12 protein-coding genes and 2 riboswitches are annotated in these 18281 nt (G+C 41.3%); of the genes, 4 read left to right on the top strand and 8 right to left on the bottom strand.

Annotation, left to right across the window (positions count from 1 at the left end; all coding sequences use genetic code 11):
• Positions 1 to 111: 111 nt before the first annotated feature.
• Positions 112 to 196, bottom strand: a riboswitch (cyclic di-GMP riboswitch).
• 293 nt (positions 197 to 489) lie between these two features.
• Complete coding sequence (locus H9647_RS17940) at positions 490 to 1935, top strand: DEAD/DEAH box helicase (RefSeq protein WP_191802504.1); 1446 nt, start codon at positions 490 to 492, stop codon at positions 1933 to 1935.
• A 64-nt stretch (positions 1936 to 1999) separates the two neighbouring features.
• Here H9647_RS17940 and H9647_RS17935 read toward each other — a convergent pair whose 3' ends face one another.
• The 6 genes from H9647_RS17935 to H9647_RS17910 form a co-directional block, all read right to left on the bottom strand.
• Entirely contained in the window at positions 2000 to 3127 is a 1128-nt protein-coding gene (locus H9647_RS17935; protein WP_225229386.1) for an ATP-binding protein, read from the bottom strand.
• Positions 3128 to 3465: 338 nt separating this feature from the next.
• Positions 3466 to 4587, bottom strand: a complete 1122-nt coding sequence (locus H9647_RS17930; protein ID WP_191802500.1) for an SGNH/GDSL hydrolase family protein — start codon at positions 4585 to 4587, stop codon at positions 3466 to 3468.
• Between the two features lie 111 nt (positions 4588 to 4698).
• Positions 4699 to 6258: a tetratricopeptide repeat protein gene (locus H9647_RS17925; protein ID WP_191802498.1), complete on the bottom strand. Its 1560-nt coding sequence runs from the start codon at positions 6256 to 6258 to the stop codon at positions 4699 to 4701.
• A gap of 194 nt (positions 6259 to 6452) precedes the next feature.
• On the bottom strand, positions 6453 to 7928 hold the full coding sequence (locus tag H9647_RS17920) for a protein adenylyltransferase SelO (RefSeq protein ID WP_318245337.1): 1476 nt from the start codon (positions 7926 to 7928) through the stop codon (positions 6453 to 6455).
• A 487-nt stretch (positions 7929 to 8415) separates the two neighbouring features.
• Complete coding sequence (locus tag H9647_RS17915; RefSeq protein ID WP_191802494.1) at positions 8416 to 8835, bottom strand: MarR family winged helix-turn-helix transcriptional regulator; 420 nt, start codon at positions 8833 to 8835, stop codon at positions 8416 to 8418.
• Positions 8836 to 8904: 69 nt separating this feature from the next.
• Positions 8905 to 9639 carry an SDR family NAD(P)-dependent oxidoreductase gene (locus tag H9647_RS17910; RefSeq protein WP_191802493.1) on the bottom strand — a complete coding sequence of 245 codons (735 nt, stop codon included), beginning with the start codon at positions 9637 to 9639 and terminating at the stop codon, positions 8905 to 8907.
• 199 nt (positions 9640 to 9838) lie between these two features.
• Positions 9839 to 9939, top strand: a riboswitch (purine riboswitch).
• A 212-nt stretch (positions 9940 to 10151) separates the two neighbouring features.
• On the opposite strand from H9647_RS17910, the gene H9647_RS17905 reads away from it, so the two are divergent.
• The 3 genes from H9647_RS17905 (at position 10152) to H9647_RS17895 (ending at position 13108) form a co-directional block, all read left to right on the top strand.
• A complete protein-coding gene (locus tag H9647_RS17905; RefSeq protein ID WP_191802491.1) occupies positions 10152 to 11351 on the top strand; it encodes a NupC/NupG family nucleoside CNT transporter in 1200 nt (399 codons plus the stop codon).
• 39 nt (positions 11352 to 11390) lie between these two features.
• A complete protein-coding gene (locus H9647_RS17900; RefSeq protein WP_191802489.1) occupies positions 11391 to 11912 on the top strand; it encodes a cupin domain-containing protein in 522 nt (173 codons plus the stop codon).
• 302 nt (positions 11913 to 12214) lie between these two features.
• Positions 12215 to 13108, top strand: a complete 894-nt coding sequence (locus H9647_RS17895) for a formylglycine-generating enzyme family protein (protein ID WP_318245336.1) — start codon at positions 12215 to 12217, stop codon at positions 13106 to 13108.
• Between the two features lie 81 nt (positions 13109 to 13189).
• Here H9647_RS17895 and mqo read toward each other — a convergent pair whose 3' ends face one another.
• Both mqo and H9647_RS17885 read right to left on the bottom strand, forming a co-directional pair.
• Positions 13190 to 14695: a malate dehydrogenase (quinone) gene (gene mqo, locus H9647_RS17890; protein WP_191802487.1), complete on the bottom strand. Its 1506-nt coding sequence runs from the start codon at positions 14693 to 14695 to the stop codon at positions 13190 to 13192.
• A gap of 266 nt (positions 14696 to 14961) precedes the next feature.
• A complete protein-coding gene (locus tag H9647_RS17885; protein ID WP_191802485.1) occupies positions 14962 to 18132 on the bottom strand; it encodes a glycosyl hydrolase 53 family protein in 3171 nt (1056 codons plus the stop codon).
• Positions 18133 to 18281: the final 149 nt, after the last annotated feature.

The following is an 18281-nucleotide window of genomic DNA, read 5'->3' as shown; positions in this document are numbered from 1 at the left end:
ATTTGCACAAAAAAAGCTACCCCTAAAGAGCAACTTGTACGCATCTAAAAAAGCATAAGAAATGAACTCTTCATTCTTATACCTTCTTATATCAAAAAGTGGAGTACACTCTTTGGCAGCTGGCTGACAATAGTTTTTGGCCGTAGTCCCTATAGCTTTGCGTCCCTATGTTTCCATAGGTTTGCCTATTAAGTTTTGGTCTTACAAAAGAAAATATATTTACGGTTCTCTTTTATTATCGGAACGGATTGTACAATTTCCATATAGGTCGTTAACATTAAATTTTATTAAAATATGCAAATATTTTCTTTTTTGACCCCACTATTTTTAATTCGTAAGGACTACACCTATCAAAAGTTTATATGACTCTAGATCTATTTCTTGTATTAAATGAAATGTGGTGAAGAATTAGAGAGAAATCAAACAATAGAGTATACTGTATAAGTACAGGTTAGATTAGAGACAAAATTAGTGCAGAAGAGGTTGAGAATGAGTCAGAAGCAATTTACAGATTACCCTTTAAGTGAAGAAATTATAAGAGCACTTCATAGCCTAGGTTATGAAACGCCAACAGAGGTTCAATCGGAAGTCATTCCTGTCGTACTTCAAAATAAAGATTTGGTAGCCAAATCACAAACAGGTAGCGGTAAAACCGCATCATACGGTATTCCCCTTTGCGAGCAAGTAGAATGGAACGAAAATAAGCCACAGGCTCTCATTCTGACGCCAACTCGCGAACTTGCCCTACAGGTAACGGAAGATATCACGAATATTGGCCGCTTCAAGCGGATCAAAGCTACCCCGCTTTATGGGAAACATCCGTTTCATATGCAAAAGGCTGAATTAAAACAACGGACTCACATGGTGGTCGGTACACCTGGACGCGTACTTGATCATATTGAACGAGGAACACTTGCGCTAGAAAGAATCGCTTATCTCGTCATTGATGAAGCCGATGAAATGCTGAACATGGGCTTTATTGAACAAGTTCAGTCCATCATTCAGGCACTACCGAAGGATCGAGTTACGATGTTATTCTCCGCTACTTTCCCTGAAGATGTAGCCAAGCTATCTCGTAAGTATATGAACAGTCCAACCGAAATTGAAATTAAAGCAACCGGGATTACTACATCAACGATTGAACATACTCTTATTCAAGTACAAGAGGGAGACAAACTCGCTCTTCTAGAAAATGTACTCGTAACCGAGAACCCGGACAGCTGTATTATTTTCTGCCGTACTCAGGAGCATGTCGATTCCTTGTTCAGAGAACTTGCTGAGCTTGAATATCCATGCGATCGGATTCACGGCGGTATGGAACAAGAAGAACGATTTGAAGTGATGAATGCCTTCAGAAGAGGACAATTCCGTTACCTGATTGCTACCGATGTAGCAGCTAGAGGGATTGATATCACGAATATCACGCATGTTATTAACTACGACATCCCACTGGAAAAAGAAAGTTATGTTCACCGTACAGGTCGTACAGGGCGTGCAGGCAAGACAGGAAAAGCGATTACCTTCGTTACTCCTAGAGACGGCAGACGTTTAGCGGATATTGAAGCTTATATTGGGTTTGAGATTCCTAAGATCAAAGCTCCTTCCGAGGAAGCCGTTGACCTTCGCAGAGAAGAATTTGAACAAAAATTACATGTGCGTACAGAACTTAAGAAGAATAAGCGTGAGCTGTTGAATGATCAGATCATGAAGCTCAACTTCAATGGCGGCAAGAAGAAAAAGTTCAGAGCGGTAGACTTCGTAGGAACCATTGCGAAACTGGATGGGATCACTGCGGACGATATTGGTATTATTACGATTCACGATCATGTAACCGATGTGGAAATTCTGAATGGCAAAGGACCGCAGGTGCTTGAAATGATGAAGGATACAACCATAAAAGGAAAGCAATTGAAAGTCCGTAAAGGAAACAAATAAAATCTAAGCCATATAAAAAAGACGAGAGAAAACGCGCAGCTGTATGCGTTCCTTTCGTCTTTTTCTATTTCTTATTCATTTCAAAAGTCTCAACGGTTGAGGCGGGTATCGTTAATAGAAAGGTAGTTCCCTTGCCCTTTTCACTATGTACTTCAATGTTACCCTTCACCTTATTCAAGGTACTGTAAACCATCAACATTCCAAGACCGGTTCCTTCTTCTTTCGTCGAATATCTAGGCTTATACAGGTGTGAAATTTCTTCATTGGTCATGCCAATTCCCGTGTCTTCAATTCGGACCATAATATTCTGCTTTTTCTCCGAAATGTCGATGAGAAGCGTTCCGCCGCCCTTTTCTGTCATGGCTTCAATCCCGTTTTTGTATAGATTAATAAGACACTGCGTGATTTGGTTCCGGTCGTAATGTGCCTTTAACGTGTTATTAAATGTAAGCCTCACATCGACATTATGTAACAAGGCATAGGGCATAATAATTTCGTGGGTGTAATCTACCTCTTCTCTCATGTTGGAATAAACCATATTTTCCGATTGTGGTTTAGCAAAAGAGAGATAATCACTTACAATCTTCTCTGCCCGCTTCAGTTCCAGCAAAGATAAGTTAATATATCTTTTTTCTTGCTCTGTTACGGTTTGGGATTTCGCTAATAATTGCAAGAACCCATTGGTTACCGTAAGCGGATTTCTTATTTCATGAGATACACTAGCTGCCAGTTCACTGGCAACATTTAACTTTTCTGAGTAAAGGATGCGGTCGCGTCCCTTAATATTTGCAATTATTTTCTCGATAAGAATCATAATGATCAGCATTACAAGAGTATATGTTCCGAGTGCATTTACAACAAGCATCCAGAACTTATGATCTAAATCCTTAATAACCCAAGCTAAAGAGATAAGATAACATCCCATGGTCAAGAAAGAGAAGCATGTTGCAGCGATCATACGGCCTTTAGATTCCAATCTCGTAAACCTCTTACTGAAGAGCGGAACCAGAATCAGTACACCCGTCGAGAAAAGAAGGGAATGGATTGTACCTTCTCCCCCCACATAGAAGCGAATAATATTCAGCAGAATATATAAAGGGAAAACATTTCTGTACCCTCCGAATAAAGCAACAATAATAAAAGGAATATATCGCAGATCAAAAATAAAGCCGGTTTCTAAGCGAATCGGCATGATGATACAAAGACTCATGGTTACTGCCGAGAGAGCCACAAAAACGTAACGAATGTTACAAAAGGGCTTGTTTTCAAAAAAGATCAGAAATATGAGGACTGGAAAGAGTAAAAACAAGAAATTAAGCAGCAAGATCTGAAACAAATAATATCTCTCTTTCTAACTTTCACCATAAAAGATAGCAGTTATAAGGTTTTTGGATTTAATTAGCATATCACGCTAAGTTACTATTATAAGTAAAGTCGAATCTGCTGACTATAATTTAGGCGCGATTTTAGACATCCAATTTTATACAATTGAAAAAAAGCATCCATCGAGGATGCCTTTTAGCTAAGTCTTTATAGGAGATCTCGGATATAAGCGGATAACTCTTCTGCAGCTTTTTCATGAGCTGTTGCTCCTGGATGGCTTCGAGCGCCCGTTGTTTGTTCTGTCATATTTGGCAGTTGGAATACAGAGACGTTCTGATCTCCTGTTTTCTGCTTATATGCATCAACCGCTCGGTATATGGCAGGCATCATCGGTATCCCTAACATCCCGTAAGCCCATACAATCTTTGCCTGTTTGTTATACGTTCTAATCTTCATGAGAAAACGCACCGCTGCATTCTCAAAGGATTGTAAATCTTCCTCGTGATAGGAACCATCCTCATTCAATCGTTGTTTATGGATCTCCCCCGTTACTTCATCCTTCCATTCTGGAGAATAGAATGCTCCTCCATCGTTCGTCCCAAGATTCACCACCACAATATCAGGCTGCCATGATTCAAAATCATTTTCCTCAAAGGCCCCTAAAGCTTCATTTTTCTTCCCTGTGAGAATGCCGCATACTTTCTCATAATAATCGGGCATATTTGCACGTGGATTATTATCCCAACTTGTAAGGACACCCCAACCGCTTTGAGAGAGAATTCGGTAATCCGCATGTAACCTACTAGCCGTCATCATGCTGTAATTGTGAATTGCACTGCACCACATCGGGATCCAATCCTCTTCCGTTCTCGCACCAATGGCTCCTTCTCCCGATGTAATACTGTCCCCAATAAATTCAATTTTGTACGGCTTCTCTTCCACAGGCAGAAAATCTCCGTCAGACTTCACAGCATGAATCTGCAGTGAACTACCGGGATCTCCACTCATCGCTTGCATATCCCTCACAATGCGCACATTTTTTACAACATCTTTATTCATCCCTCTAAATACACAAATAAAGCTTCTCCCTGCCGTTATCATTTGTCTGCTCACAGGAACCGAGTTAATCAGGATACTGATCCAAGGCTCATATGTATCGTAATCAGCCTCTACTTCTACCCATAATTCGGAGCCTTTTACATTGAATTCAACTGCACTCCCTGTCCAGAATAACGTGAGCGGTGAGAGCCGTCCTGTCGTTCTTCCGTGAACTTTCAAATTTCCGATCTCAGATAAGGGATGCAATTCTAGTTTAGCTAGCGTCTCCATGTATATATCCTCCTAAACATTCCTCTTTATTCATATACATTTCGCCGGATGTAAAATATACCCTTTTAAATAATAAAAGACAGATCCAAATGGACCTGTCTTTTGAAAAGACTATTGTTCAAACCCTTGCAATAAGGCTAAAGCTTCTTCATGGTCTGGTTCAAGTTCTAACAGTTTTCTGAGGTAATGAAGTGCTTCTTCAATCATTTCTAACTCAAAGCAGCAAATGGCTAAACAATAGAAGACGGTAGATACAATCTCTTCCTCATCTTCGCTTAATTGGATCGATATTTCTAAGTACTGTTTGGACTCTTCATACATCTCCATCTCGAACAATACCAATCCTGCATCCAGCGCTAAGTCATAGCGCTGTTCCATCACATAGTACGATGACCACATGATCTCGATACCTCTATTGATATCCAGCAGTTCTTCATCTCTTGCCTCCGGCAGCAGACTACTAATCTGTTTTGCACTCTGAATGAAGAATTCTGCATCGTATCCACCGAGACGCCAGAAGCTTAAAATTTGCTGCAATCCCATGCTGTCTATTCTTTGATCGACCCATTCTTTCATACTATAAAATTCATCTGGACCAAACCGCTCAATAAACCGGCGATATGCCAGTCTTGTATTTGAATATTCCTTTGGATTATCTAGTTGGAGAATACAGCCCACATTTATATTACGATAGTGGTGCGGGGAGAATAATGCCTCGGCTCCCCTCTGTTCAAAAACTTGTTGAAGTGCATGATAGTTAGCCGTTAATGAAAAACTTCCGTGCATTATGAGTTCCGGCGGTTCTGAGAATCTCCAGTAGTCGAGTAAGTGCTCTCCTTTATCCGCCGTAATTAATACAAAACCTTCCTGTGACAACTGATTCAAACGTTCTAAACAAGTGAGTCCCGCAGCAGGAAATAAAATATGTGATCCTTCTAATTCCTCTTGATAAACTGCAATGACATCACGATAAGGATAAGCTTCCTGCTCATACTCAGGTGCTCTCCTATGTTCATAACGCAAAGATATTTGATCTAATACTTCAGACGGTTTCAGTGTATCCATATGTTCAGGATATTCCACAAAAACATCAGCTTCATATATTTTCCCGTCCTGAATATAAAGTAATTCCTGAGGGATTCCGCAGAAGAAGTAATTGGCCACAACCAGTAAAGGTTGTTTTACATCTCCTTTACTAACGGTGATGCCTGCCATTACCAGGTCCAGTTCCGTGTCTTGAACGGCATCAAATTTCGCAAAATCAAGTACACCATCCTGAATAAAAGATTGCAGTGCCGGATGCTCCTTCCATGCAAGTACATTACTCATGGCAAGATCCGTCATCACATAACGGAATGGCGGCAACGATATTCCCGCATAGTCCCTGAGTTTATACAACTCGAGAAGTACATGGTAAGCCAGGCGTCCTGCTCCAGCTCCCAGCTCTACGATCGTAACCGGCTCTGTGGTATGTCCTTGCCCGGCCCGATCTTGGAGAAAACCAAATATCATTTCTGCATAAGCTGTAGCAATCATTGGATTACTCGTTATATATTGAGGGACCTGGTCATTATTCCATGCCTTCATTCCCTTTTCTTCATAATAAGCTCGCGACAAGTCCCATATTGGTGCTTCGCTAAAGCGATAACGTTGTTTTTTGTTCTCTATCATTTCCATTTTATCCTGCTCTCTACCCGTTATTTATTGCTTTGTATCATGCATCTTTCTTCTTACTCTATCATACTCTTTTTTTCCTTCTGTCACGAATTCTACAGCAAAACAGGATACATTCCCATATAACATGCGGGTTACATATCCTGTTCCTTAAGCTTCATATGATAATAGTACTGTCTTGGTGTTTACCGTCAGGTCCCGCAATAGGTTCGGTACGGTACAGCTGATTTCGGCGGAAGTGCAGCAAATTCAGCTTGTTCAGCTGTATATGCATAAGGGTTTTTAAGAACATCTAGCAGCTGCTCCATAACGCTGTAGTCTGCTTGATTTACTGCTGCCTCTAATGCAGCTTCTACCCGGTGGTTACGAGGAATCACGGCAGGGTTACTGCGGCGCATCAGCTCATACGCTTCAGCCTTTTCTTCTGGCTGTCTGCCTAATCTTGTCTGCCACTGCTCAAACCAAGAATTGAATTCGTCACTTCCGTACATTGCCACATCTTCAGGCTGCTGCAAAGTTAGGGAACGGAATGTGTTGGTGTAATCGGCATCTTGCTTGTACATCATCGTAAGCAGATCTTCAATCAGGGATTCATCCTCCGGCTCTTCCGTATACATTCCGAGTTTTGCTCTCATTCCCGCCAGCCAGTGATGACGATATAACTTAGGGAATTCAGCTAGTACGTCCTGGGCTAGACTCACCGCCTGCTCCGTGTCCTCATGCAGCAAAGGTAGTAAGGCTTCTGCTAATCTTGCGAGATTCCACCCCGCAATACTTGGTTGATTTCCATATGCATACCGTCCCTCCCGATCGATGGAACTAAATACAGTTGCCGGGTCATAATCATCCAAGAATGCACAAGGACCATAATCAATGGTCTCTCCGCTGATCGTCATATTATCGGTATTCATCACTCCATGAATAAAGCCGACTAACTGCCATTTACTTATAAGAAGGGCCTGTCGTTGAATTACTTCCTGAAGCAGACGGAGATATGGGCTCTCCGCATCAGCGGAATCTGGAAAATGTCTTTGTAAAGCGTAGTCGGCCAATGCTTTTAAATCCTCTTTCGTTCCTCTATGGGCAGCATACTGAAATGTTCCTACACGCAGATGGCTTGCTGCTACTCTCGTTAGAATAGCGCCCGGCAGATAGGTTTCACGAATAATCAGCTCGCCTGTCTTCACCACGGCAAGACTTCGGGTTGTCGGGATTCCAAGACCATGCATCGCTTCACTAATGATATACTCACGTAGCATAGGTCCAAGCGATGCACAGCCGTCTCCCTGCCTTGAATACGGCGTTCTGCCTGATCCCTTCAGCTGGATATCATATCTTTCTCCCGTTGGTGTGACCTGTTCCCCAATGAGCACAGCTCGTCCATCCCCAAGCATGTTGAAATACCCAAACTGGTGACCTGCATAAGCTTGAGCGAGCGGGTAAGCTCCCTCTGGGATTTCGTTACCTGCGAGTAGGTTTGCACCTTGATCACTATTCAGCACCTGTTCATTTAGTCCAAGAGTCTTCGCTAGTTCATCATTAAATACAACCAAATGTGGTGAACGTACCGGTTCAGGGTTCTGGTGGGTATAGAAAATTTGAGGCAGACGGCAGTAACTGTTGTCATAATTCCAGCCTGCATCTGAGGTTTCTTTTTTATTCATGATTTCATCCCCTCTTTTGGCCTTTAGAACACTTCTTGTTCTGTAGTATACCCTTTCCATCCATTCTTTGCTTATCACGTAAATAATCTAATGTTCTTTACCCACCGGCTTGGCTTTACACCACATTTTTTTGCATGATCTGAGTTAAATAGTCCTTCTAGATGATCTTAGAAATAGGGCTAACCGGTAATATCAAAAGATGGAGAAAGTTTATTATACGACTTGCCGAGGAAGTGCAGATAGGTGTGGCAATTAGGGTATTGCCGGTTAATAAAGAGGGTTTTATATATTATTCAAGTACGAGTAATTGTAAAAAAAGATGCCTACCATTCCGATATATTAAATAAAGTAGTAAATATAATTGTAGAAGGATATCAAGGGAGAGCGCTGTCATTTTATTGTTTATGAATTATACTTTCAAGGGGAATTAAAATACAAGAAAATACAAGGGTTTACAGTATATTACTGAGGGGTAAATGAGGTTCTAGCATTACTCTTCACTATTTAGCTTTCGATATAGACTCATTAATTGATCCCGTTCTTGGTCTGTTAACTTTTTGAATAGATTCATGCGCAGTTTCTCACCTGCTTGTGTTGCTCTATTCAAGACATCTACACCTTCGTCTGTAATATCTAAATAAATCACTCGACGATCGCCCTCATGCGTCAATCGGGTAGCGAACTTTCTCTTTACCAGTTTATCTGATAAATAACTGAGCGTAGGAGGCGTAAGTCCCAAAGTTTTTGCAATGTCAGATGGCCGGCTTTTTCCATTCATTTTCAAATGACCGAGCACAATAATCTGTGAAATACCGAGGTCTTCGTTAAATGTTTTATTCCATTGGATAATCAATTGATTAGTGACCTTATCCATATTATGTATAAGTTCAAAAAAGGGTTGTCTTTCCATAAAATCCTCCTCGGTTATACATGACAGCTCTTAAATAATAATGTAAGAGCTGTCACACTGGTTACTATATTATTGAGCAGAGAATCCACCGTCAATAACAATTTCAGATCCTGTAATGTAGGAAGAATCATCCGAAGCTAGGAACAGAGCAGCTTGTGCAATATCGCTAGGTTGACCCAAACGTTGCAACGGAGTTGCTTGTACCAAACGATCTAGCAAATCTTTTGAAGTACTCAAGTTTTTAGTCATCGGTGTTTCAATGATTCCTGGGAACAAAGCGTTTACGCGAATACCTTGACGTCCAAAAGTTGTAGCTGCTGCTTTAGATAAAGCACGTACTGAACCTTTAGAAGCAGAGTAATGGTTAAATCCTTGACCGATAATTGCAGTGTAGGAAGAAATATTAATGATCGAACCTTTCTTTTGAGCAGCCATGTAAGGAGTTACATGTTTCATACCTGCAAATGGTCCAAATCCATTAATGGAAAGCATTTTTTGCCAATCTTCTTCGTTGATCTCTGCGAAAGGTTTCTCAGAAGAGATACCTGCATTGTTAACAAGGATATCAATTTTACCAAAGCGATCATTTACTTCTTTAGCTAGTTCTTTCCAACTTTCATCAGAAGCAACATTTAATTTCATTCCATATACATTTTCTTTTTGGCTTGCTTTTTCAAGTGCTGCCTCATTGATGTCTGCAGCAATGACGATTGCACCTTCTTGTACGAATAGATCCACCATGGACTCCCCAATACCGGAAGCACCACCCGTGATGATCGCTACTTTATTATCTAATTTTCCCATTATAAAAGCCTCCTATAACTAAAAAGTTATCTTCATATTGAATATTTAGACGTCTAAATATTAACTATCTAAACTTTAACAGAGAATCTAAGAGAAAGCAATGAAGAAATGTAAGGGGATACAATGCACTATGTCACTATAATTAATTAAACTTGTTTATTAATTTTTAATATTTTGCTATAATTCAACCCAAACGTTAAAAAATTAATAATTTTTCTCTCATATAATCGCAGGGATATGGCCTGCAAGTTTCTACCGAGCCCCTTAAAGGTTTCGACTATGAGCAGTGATATGTATTGGTGTTTCATTCTCTTATGTATATTGTAGGAGTCTGATTTCTTGCAGAAACCCAGGAACTATTATCTACTCATGGAAGAGTATGGTAGTTCTTGGGTTTCTCTTTTTTATTAGACAAATAAGGCTAATATCATTTATTTATTTCTCCCTTTTATTTTTAGAGAAAAATATTTTAATGTTACACATCCTAGATAATCAGAAGGAGCAAAACCAAAATGTATTTTTTGATAAACCTCGTTGGAATTATTGTCTTATTAGGGCTAAGCTATCTTTTGTCATTCAAAAAAAGGGAAATCGCCCTAAAACCCATCATCATCTTGTTCATTCTGCAATTAGTCACAACCTGGTTTATGTTATCGACCGATATTGGCGGACAAGTGATTACCTGGATCTCTGACTTTTTCTTATGGTTAATTGATAGTTCCATGTCTGGTGTCAATTTTGTGTTCGGAGATTTTGCTCCTCTTGACGGCTCTGCCTATACGTTCTTTATGAATGTACTTATGCCGATTATCTTTGTTGTTGTATTCTTTGATATCCTAACTCATTTTGGTATTTTGCCAGCTCTGATTAATGCGGTCGGTTGGGCATTCTCCAAAATAGCAAAAACGCCACGTTTCGAAAGTTTCTATTCGATACAAGTTATGTTTCTTGGGAATAATGAGGCTTTGGCCGTAACACGTACTCAGCTCAATAAAATGAGCGACAAACGGCTGTTAACCGTTTCGATGATCAGTATGTCCTGTGTTAGTGCACCGATGCTAAGTTCCTATTTACAGCTGCTAGACGCTAAATACGTACTGACAGCCATTCCATTGAATGCAATTGGAGCACTTATTATTACCTCTATCATAAATCCGTATCGTGTTACGGAAGAAGAGGATATTGTGTATACGCCGTCCAAATCGGAAAAAGGTAACTTCTTCGATATGATCTCTAAAAGTATGATGACTGGCGGTAAACTGGCATTAATTATTGCCGTTATGCTGATTGGTTTTGTCTCCCTGATTACCGCAATCAATACGATTTTGGGATTATTTCATGATCAGCTCACGCTTCAAAATATCTTTGGTGTCATCTTCTCACCAATCAGCTTTTTAATGGGTGTAGACTTCTCACAAATTTTCACAGTCGGTCAGTTAATGGGTGAGAAAATCGTTTTAAATGAATTTGTTGCCATGACAAGTCTAAGTGAGATCATGTCAGGCTTAACTCCACATACAGAAGCCGTTATTTCTACGTTTCTTGTATCTTTCTGTAACTTTACAACGATCGGTATTATTCTTGGCAGTATGCAGGCTCTATTCGGAGATAAAAGAGCGAATTTCATTTCAAAATATACTTGGTTACTGTTAGCAAGCGGACTGCTGGTATCCAGTTTAACGGCAATGGTTGTAGGACTGTTTGTTTGGTAAAATGGAAAGATAGTACAGATCTATAGGAGGTATACAGCTATGCAAGGACAAGACGCGCAATATTATGTATCCAAACTAGGACTCGAACCACACCCAGAGGGCGGATATTATAAAAGAACTTTCGAATCTAAGGAACAGACCTCAGATCAAGAACTGAGTGTGAATTTTGAAGGAACTAGAAAGCTTTATACCAGTATCTATTTTCTCCTCGGTTCCAATGATATCTCCCATTTCCATCGTTTGAAATCAGACGAGCTATGGTACTATCATGCAGGAAGTCCGCTTACGATTCATGTCATTGATGAGAACGGCGAATATAAAGCGCACAAATTAGGAATCAATTTGGAGCAAGGCGAAGTTCCTCAAATTCTCGTTCCTAAAAACTCAATCTTTGGTTCCTCTGTGATGGACGAAGATACCTTCTCCCTCGTTGGATGCATGGTTTCACCTGGATTTGAATTCCGAGATTTTGAAATGTTTACACAAGATCAGCTCTTGGCTACATACCCTGAGCATAAAGAGATTATCATGAAGTTAGCATATGAGGTAATCCCAGAGTAGGCATTCCTTATTATTGTTTCATAATAAACACCTTTAGTTAAAAGATCGGCAACATGCTGATCCTTTAGCAAAAAGGTGTTTTTTTCTTAGGAATATTTATATGAAGCTTATTCTATCAAGAACAACGCAGCCTAATTTACCCTCTAGATATAATCCAAATTTGTGTTATTGTGGAAATAATCTATGCAAAATATCAAACCATAAATTTGGATGAGGTGATTGAAATCGACGCAGATGCTGCAAAACAAGATCCCGCTAATCGCTCATGCTGCAACGTGAATCGGAATTCCGTTCTAAGTACGATCTCCTGGTCTAAAATACACCCAACCAAATTAAGCACAGAAGGAATGGTTCTTCTCGGCGGAGGATCCTTTCTCATGGGAACGAATGACTCGGAAGGATTTCCTGCTGACGGAGAAGGTCCTGTCAGAGAAGTTACACTCGATTCCTTCTATATCGACCCTTATGCTGTATCAAATGAGGAGTTCATTCGTTTTGTCCAAGAAACCGGCTATGTTACCGAAGCAGAAAAGTACGGATGGTCCTTTGTATTCCATTCTTTCGTCTCTCCATCTGTAGGGCTGGCGGAGAGAATGAATGTCCCCGGGACACCCTGGTGGAAGGGCATCCCTGGTGCCTATTGGTATCAGCCCGAAGGGATTGGTTCTACGATTGAGGGACGCGGAGACCATCCGGTCATTCACGTATCCTGGAACGATGCCGTCAACTACTGCCATTGGGCAGGGAAGCGTCTTCCGAGCGAAGCAGAGTGGGAGTATGCTGCTCGCGGAGGATTGGTTCAGAAGGGCTATCCTTGGGGTGATTCACTAAGACCAAGTGGACAGCATAGGTGCAATATATGGCAAGGTAAATTCCCTGAAAAGAATCACGCGAGCGATGGGTACGTGGGTACTGCGCCTGTTCACTCCTTCGAATCAAATGGATATGGACTCTATAATGTAGTGGGGAATGTATGGGAATGGTGCTCCGACTGGTTTAGCTCAGAGGCGGGTATTCTCGGTAACAGGGTTAATCCTGAAGGACCGGAACATGGATCACACAAAGTTATGCGAGGAGGATCTTACTTGTGTCACAGCTCCTACTGCAATCGATATCGGGTTGCTGCTCGCAGTTCCAATACGCCTGACAGCTCAACCGGAAATATCGGATTTCGCTGTGTCGCTGATTATAAGTAGAGACCCGCTAACCAAATAAGATCGTATATATAATAACAGGCATCGTTCTCCGCTTCTTAGCGGGAACGATGCCTGTGTGCATTATTTGATCAACGATTGCAATTCACCGTTGTTTAGACCAAGTGTCCGTGCAGTGGAGGTATGAATTTGATGGATGAGATCAGGATTTTTCATTAAAGACATTCCGTAAGAAGGAATCATTTCTTTTAATTTCGGTTTCCAATTATTCAAATGCTCAGGGAAACATTTCTCAATAACTTCAAGCATAACAGGAACAGCAGTTGAAGCCCCTGGAGAAGCACCCAGTAAAGCAGCAATTGAGCCATCGGAGGCACTTACCACTTCTGTACCAAATTGCAGTGTTCCTTTGCCGCCAGCCGCGGTATCTTTAATGACTTGGACGCGCTGCCCCGATACAAGCAAATCCCAATCTTCACTTTTGGCATCTGGAATGAATTCTCGCAACTCTTCCATCCGTTTTTCTTTGGATAACATCACTTGTTGAATGAGGTATTTTGTTAAAGACATATTTTTAGCTCCAGCTGCGAGCATCGTGAGTACATTGTTTGGTTTTACTGAACCGATCAAATCGAACATAGATCCGGTTTTTAAAAATTTTGGCGAGAAGCCGGCAAACGGCCCAAAAAGTAATGACTTTTTATTATCAATAAATCTAGTATCCAGATGCGGAACTGACATGGGTGGTGCACCCACTTTAGCTTTGCCATACACTTTAGCATGATGTTTTGCGATAACTTCCGGGTTATTACATACCATGAATAGTCCGCTAATCGGGAAGCCGCCAATATGTTTTCCTTCGGGAATTCCTGACTTTTGTAGTAATGGAAGACTGCCCCCGCCGCCGCCAACAAAAACAAATTTAGCTGTATGACGTTCGACCTGTCCGTTGCCATTTCGTACTTTTAGTTCCCAAGATCCGTTACTGTTTCGTTTTATATCTTCGACACTATGTTTATATTTGATATCAACGTTTTTGTTCTTTAAGTGGCCAAATAACATGCGTGTTAAAGCGCCAAAGTTCACATCCGTACCCATTTCCATCTTTGTGGCAGCAATAGGCTCACTTGATTTACGTTCTTTCATAATAAGCGGAATCCATTCTTTCAGTTTCTTCGGATCACTAGAAAATTCCAAGCCTTGAAACAAAGGATTGCCTATCATCGTTTCATAACGTTTTTTCAAAAATGCTACATCTTTTTCGCCATGTACTAGACTGATATGGGGTAATGGCATGATGAAATCATGTGGATTGCGAATCAAATTACTCTTTACTAGATAAGACCAAAACTGCATAGATACTTGAAACTGTTCATTCACATTTACTGCTTTACTAATATCTATCGAGCCGTCCGCTTTTTCAGTTGTGTAGTTAAGCTCGCAGAGTGCGGCATGACCCGTTCCTGCATTGTTCCACTCGTTAGAGCTTTCCTCACCTGCACTTGCTAACTTTTCAAATACTTTAATGTTCCAGTTCGGTACTAATTCTTTTAGCAATGTCCCTAAAGTCGCACTCATGATTCCAGCACCAATTAAGATTACGTCTGTTTCGGTTTGTCTGTTGCTCATAATTACCGTCCTTATACGCTAGTATTTGAAGAAAAGATGTATGCGCTATCATTCATGCGATAATACTGCCTTTTGCACACCTTTTCTAGATGAATTGAACCTGTACCTAGCATATCACTATTTTACCTACTTTTAAATAATAGAAAACTCTGTAAATTTTACTGATTGTTAGGATTGCATTCCATCAAAGAATAACAAGAATACGGCACAGTGGATGTCATCCCTGTACCGCATCTTAACGTACACCGAAAGTGAACGTTCTACATCTATTCTTTTACTTCTTTATCATCATCCTGAGCAGAATTATGATTCACAGTGGCTTCTTCAATATCTTGCGAGGCCCAGTGATTTAGTGACACGTCAGACCATGATGAAGCCGTGCTGCCGGATATTGGTCCTCTTTTTAATACTCTATTGATTAGAGTTACGGCCTCTGCTCGGCTTAGATATTGGTTCGGTCCAAAACTTCCATTAGGCATTCCTTTCATATAACCTGCCTTTTGCACCAAGGCTATATTTTGTTCTGACCAATGACCTTTGGTATCCGTGAATGGTGAAGAGGAATCTCCACTCAAATCCATCCAGCGCACCACAACTGCCGCCATCTCTGCTCTGGTTATCATCTTATTCGGTCCAAAGGTTCCGTTCCTATATCCTGTCATTAAACCTGCTGAAGTTACTTCCCGTATCTCATTTGCTGCCCAACCCAAATCATCCGTATAGTTTACTGTCTGAGCGGTTACCTCTTGTCCTGCCTGAAGTCGTGATAAGACTGCGGCCATTTCCGCTCTGGTCATCGCTTGATCAGGTTTAAAGGTTCCATCCGGGTATCCTTTCATATACGGTTGATGAACATTTGGCTGTGAGTCTGCAGGCGGAGCTGGATTCTCAGGAGTTGGAGTTGGATTAGTAGGAGCCTCTGGCTGAGGCTGCTCTCCTCCAGGACTCTCCGGCGTTGTTCCCGTACCTGAATCAGGAGCGGATTCCACCTCTTTTACATAGCCCAGATAAAAATCATCAATGGTTCCCCAAGCACCGCCGCCTGCTTTGATATTCGCTCCGATTGTAATGGTTCCATCGGTAACTAGAATGTTCTGAATCTCTGGATTTCTCCACTGCGCCCATCCACCTACATCTGTACCCACTTTCACTTCCTTACCGCCGGATACAGCAAAAAGATTCATATCGGAATCAGGCGCGTCCCCCCCTTGAATAAACATAGAGAGATTATAATAGCCGGCCTTCAGGCCTGAGATCGTCTGCTCAACTCTAAAGTCTACTGCTTCTGCTGAGTAGAAATGCAGAGAATAGTTGCCCGATTTTGCATCTGTCACTTTATCCTGATATTTCGTATGCGGCTCTCTTCCTTCTCCATAAGTGATTTTCCACATACTCCGATTATCACTCTCAAAGCCTGCATTAAGGGCGTGATTTTCTTTCTTAATTTCAAGAATAGCCTTTACCGTTCTTTCACCTTCTGCTATTCCACTAATCACATAACTGCCTGCACCTTTACTTTTGGCTTGTTCCAGCTCACTTTGATTCCACACAACCGATAACGTCCTTGTACTTCCATCATTGTAAGTAACATTTACAACGGTCGGCAAAGTGATCTTCTCTCCTGCAATCGCCGTCACAGCTACATCCTTAATTTCATCAATAGCAACGGGAGCAACCGCCCCTGTATCCACATATTTGAACACGTTCAGTGAAGGAAGCGGGTGTCCGTCAAAATCAAATAGAGCCTGATTATCGACGGCACTTCCGCCGTACCATTTTCCTGCATCATCAGGATCATATTCTTTTGAATAGCTGGATGCCCAGCCCGATCCATACTGTTCCCATTTGATTTTATTCTGCTCCAAGTTTTCTCTCGGACCTACCGGAAGCCATGCAGGCTCCCAGTAGAAAACACCGATTCCTGCCTCACCGACGTCCGCCACCGCTTGGATAACATCTCTGACGGAGTTGGCCTGACCTTGTGGAGTAATGGAATAGTTTAACGTTTGACTAGGACCCGGCGCAGTGTTTCCATGTCCGTCACCATCTTCTTTCGTATATGCATAAGAGGTTTCTGCAACCATGACTTTCTTTCCATAGGTATCGGCAACTTGTTTTAAAACCGAAGTTAAATTACTCAGTGTGCCGTGCCAGAATGGATAATAGGAGCTCGCAAACACGTCATAGTCCACTTCGTTTTGCTTTAATTCTTTTGCATAGGAATCATACCTGCCTGATGCCTCTGGATTCGCAAAATGCAAAGCGACCAGAATATTCGAATCAATCTCTCGAACTGCACGGCTTCCCGCATTAAACAACTGACTCATCTTCGCCCAATCTTTTTCACCAACAAATTGCCCATTGGTTTCATTACCGATCTGTACCATACCAATATCAATGCCCTCTTTGCGCAGCTTTTGCAGGCTATCCCTTGTATATTCATACAGTTCATTCTTCTTATCATCAAAATTCAGATTTGCCCATGTCTTGGGCGTATGCTGTTTGGCAGGATCGGCCCAAAAGTCAGAGTAATGGAAGTCCACCAGCAGCTTCATCTCATTTTCAGTAGCCCTTTTACCGATCTCTATCGCGGTTTTCACATCATTATTACCGCCGCCATAACCTTTACCAGCAGAATCAAAAGGGTCATTCCATATACGTACCCGAATATAATTGACCCCGGCTTCTTTTAGCGTTGTAAATATATCTTGTACCTCTCCGTCCTCACCATAGAACTTCACTCCACTTTTTTCTAAAGAAATGATGCTGGAGATATCAACACCCTTAATAAAATCAGGTGAGAGTCCTTCTACCTTTTTCACAAAAATATTTGCATCTTCCGGCCGGGTTGTATCGGTACTTACTTGCTTCAGTTCAAAACGATCGATATATCCCCATGCACCTGGAGAACCGCTTATATTGGCCCCAATGACAAAATCAGAAGCGTCTTGTCTTAGGACGAATTTCAGGCTGGCTGTTCCCCAAGCATTATATTCAGTGGTAGAAACCGCTGCTGCTTTGTCATTTCCCGCAAATAGTTCAACGCTTCCCGCCTCCTTATCAGCTCCGCCCATTGACCTCACTGACAGCTCATAAGTTCCAGCCGGAAGGGACTTAATTGACTGTTTTAACGTGACTACTTGGGTATCAGTAGCCTCCTTTGTATTATCAATCCAATATTTAAATGCATGGTCTCCTTCTTCAACTGTGATCGAGGAATCATCGGCATAAGCGAAATGATCGATTTTCACTTGATCCCGCAATTCCGGTTCCACAGTCCAAGACTTGTCCGTCCAAAAATCGGATTCAAATCCCCCATTTTTGATATATGTACTGTTTACATCTGCTGCCTTCGCTGTCCCCATGTTGAACGAAAACGTGCTTAACACCAAGATCAATACCATGAATAAAGATATCTGTTTTTCTTTTCTTCTCATGTTTAGACCACCCTTTAACCCTTTTTTTCACTACAAAAGAGACTTTCTCCTCTTGTAAGCACTTACATCTAAATATACAAGAGAATATATGGCGGGTAACGTATGTAAATGAAACATTTTGTATCCTTATGCAAGCATTCACCTCACAC

Origin of the sequence: Paenibacillus gallinarum (genome assembly GCF_014836635.1) — a bacterium.
Lineage (GTDB): Bacteria > Bacillota > Bacilli > Paenibacillales > Paenibacillaceae > Paenibacillus > Paenibacillus gallinarum.
Note: the sequence above shows the minus strand (reverse complement) of the source record. Positions and strands in the feature narration are given on the sequence as shown.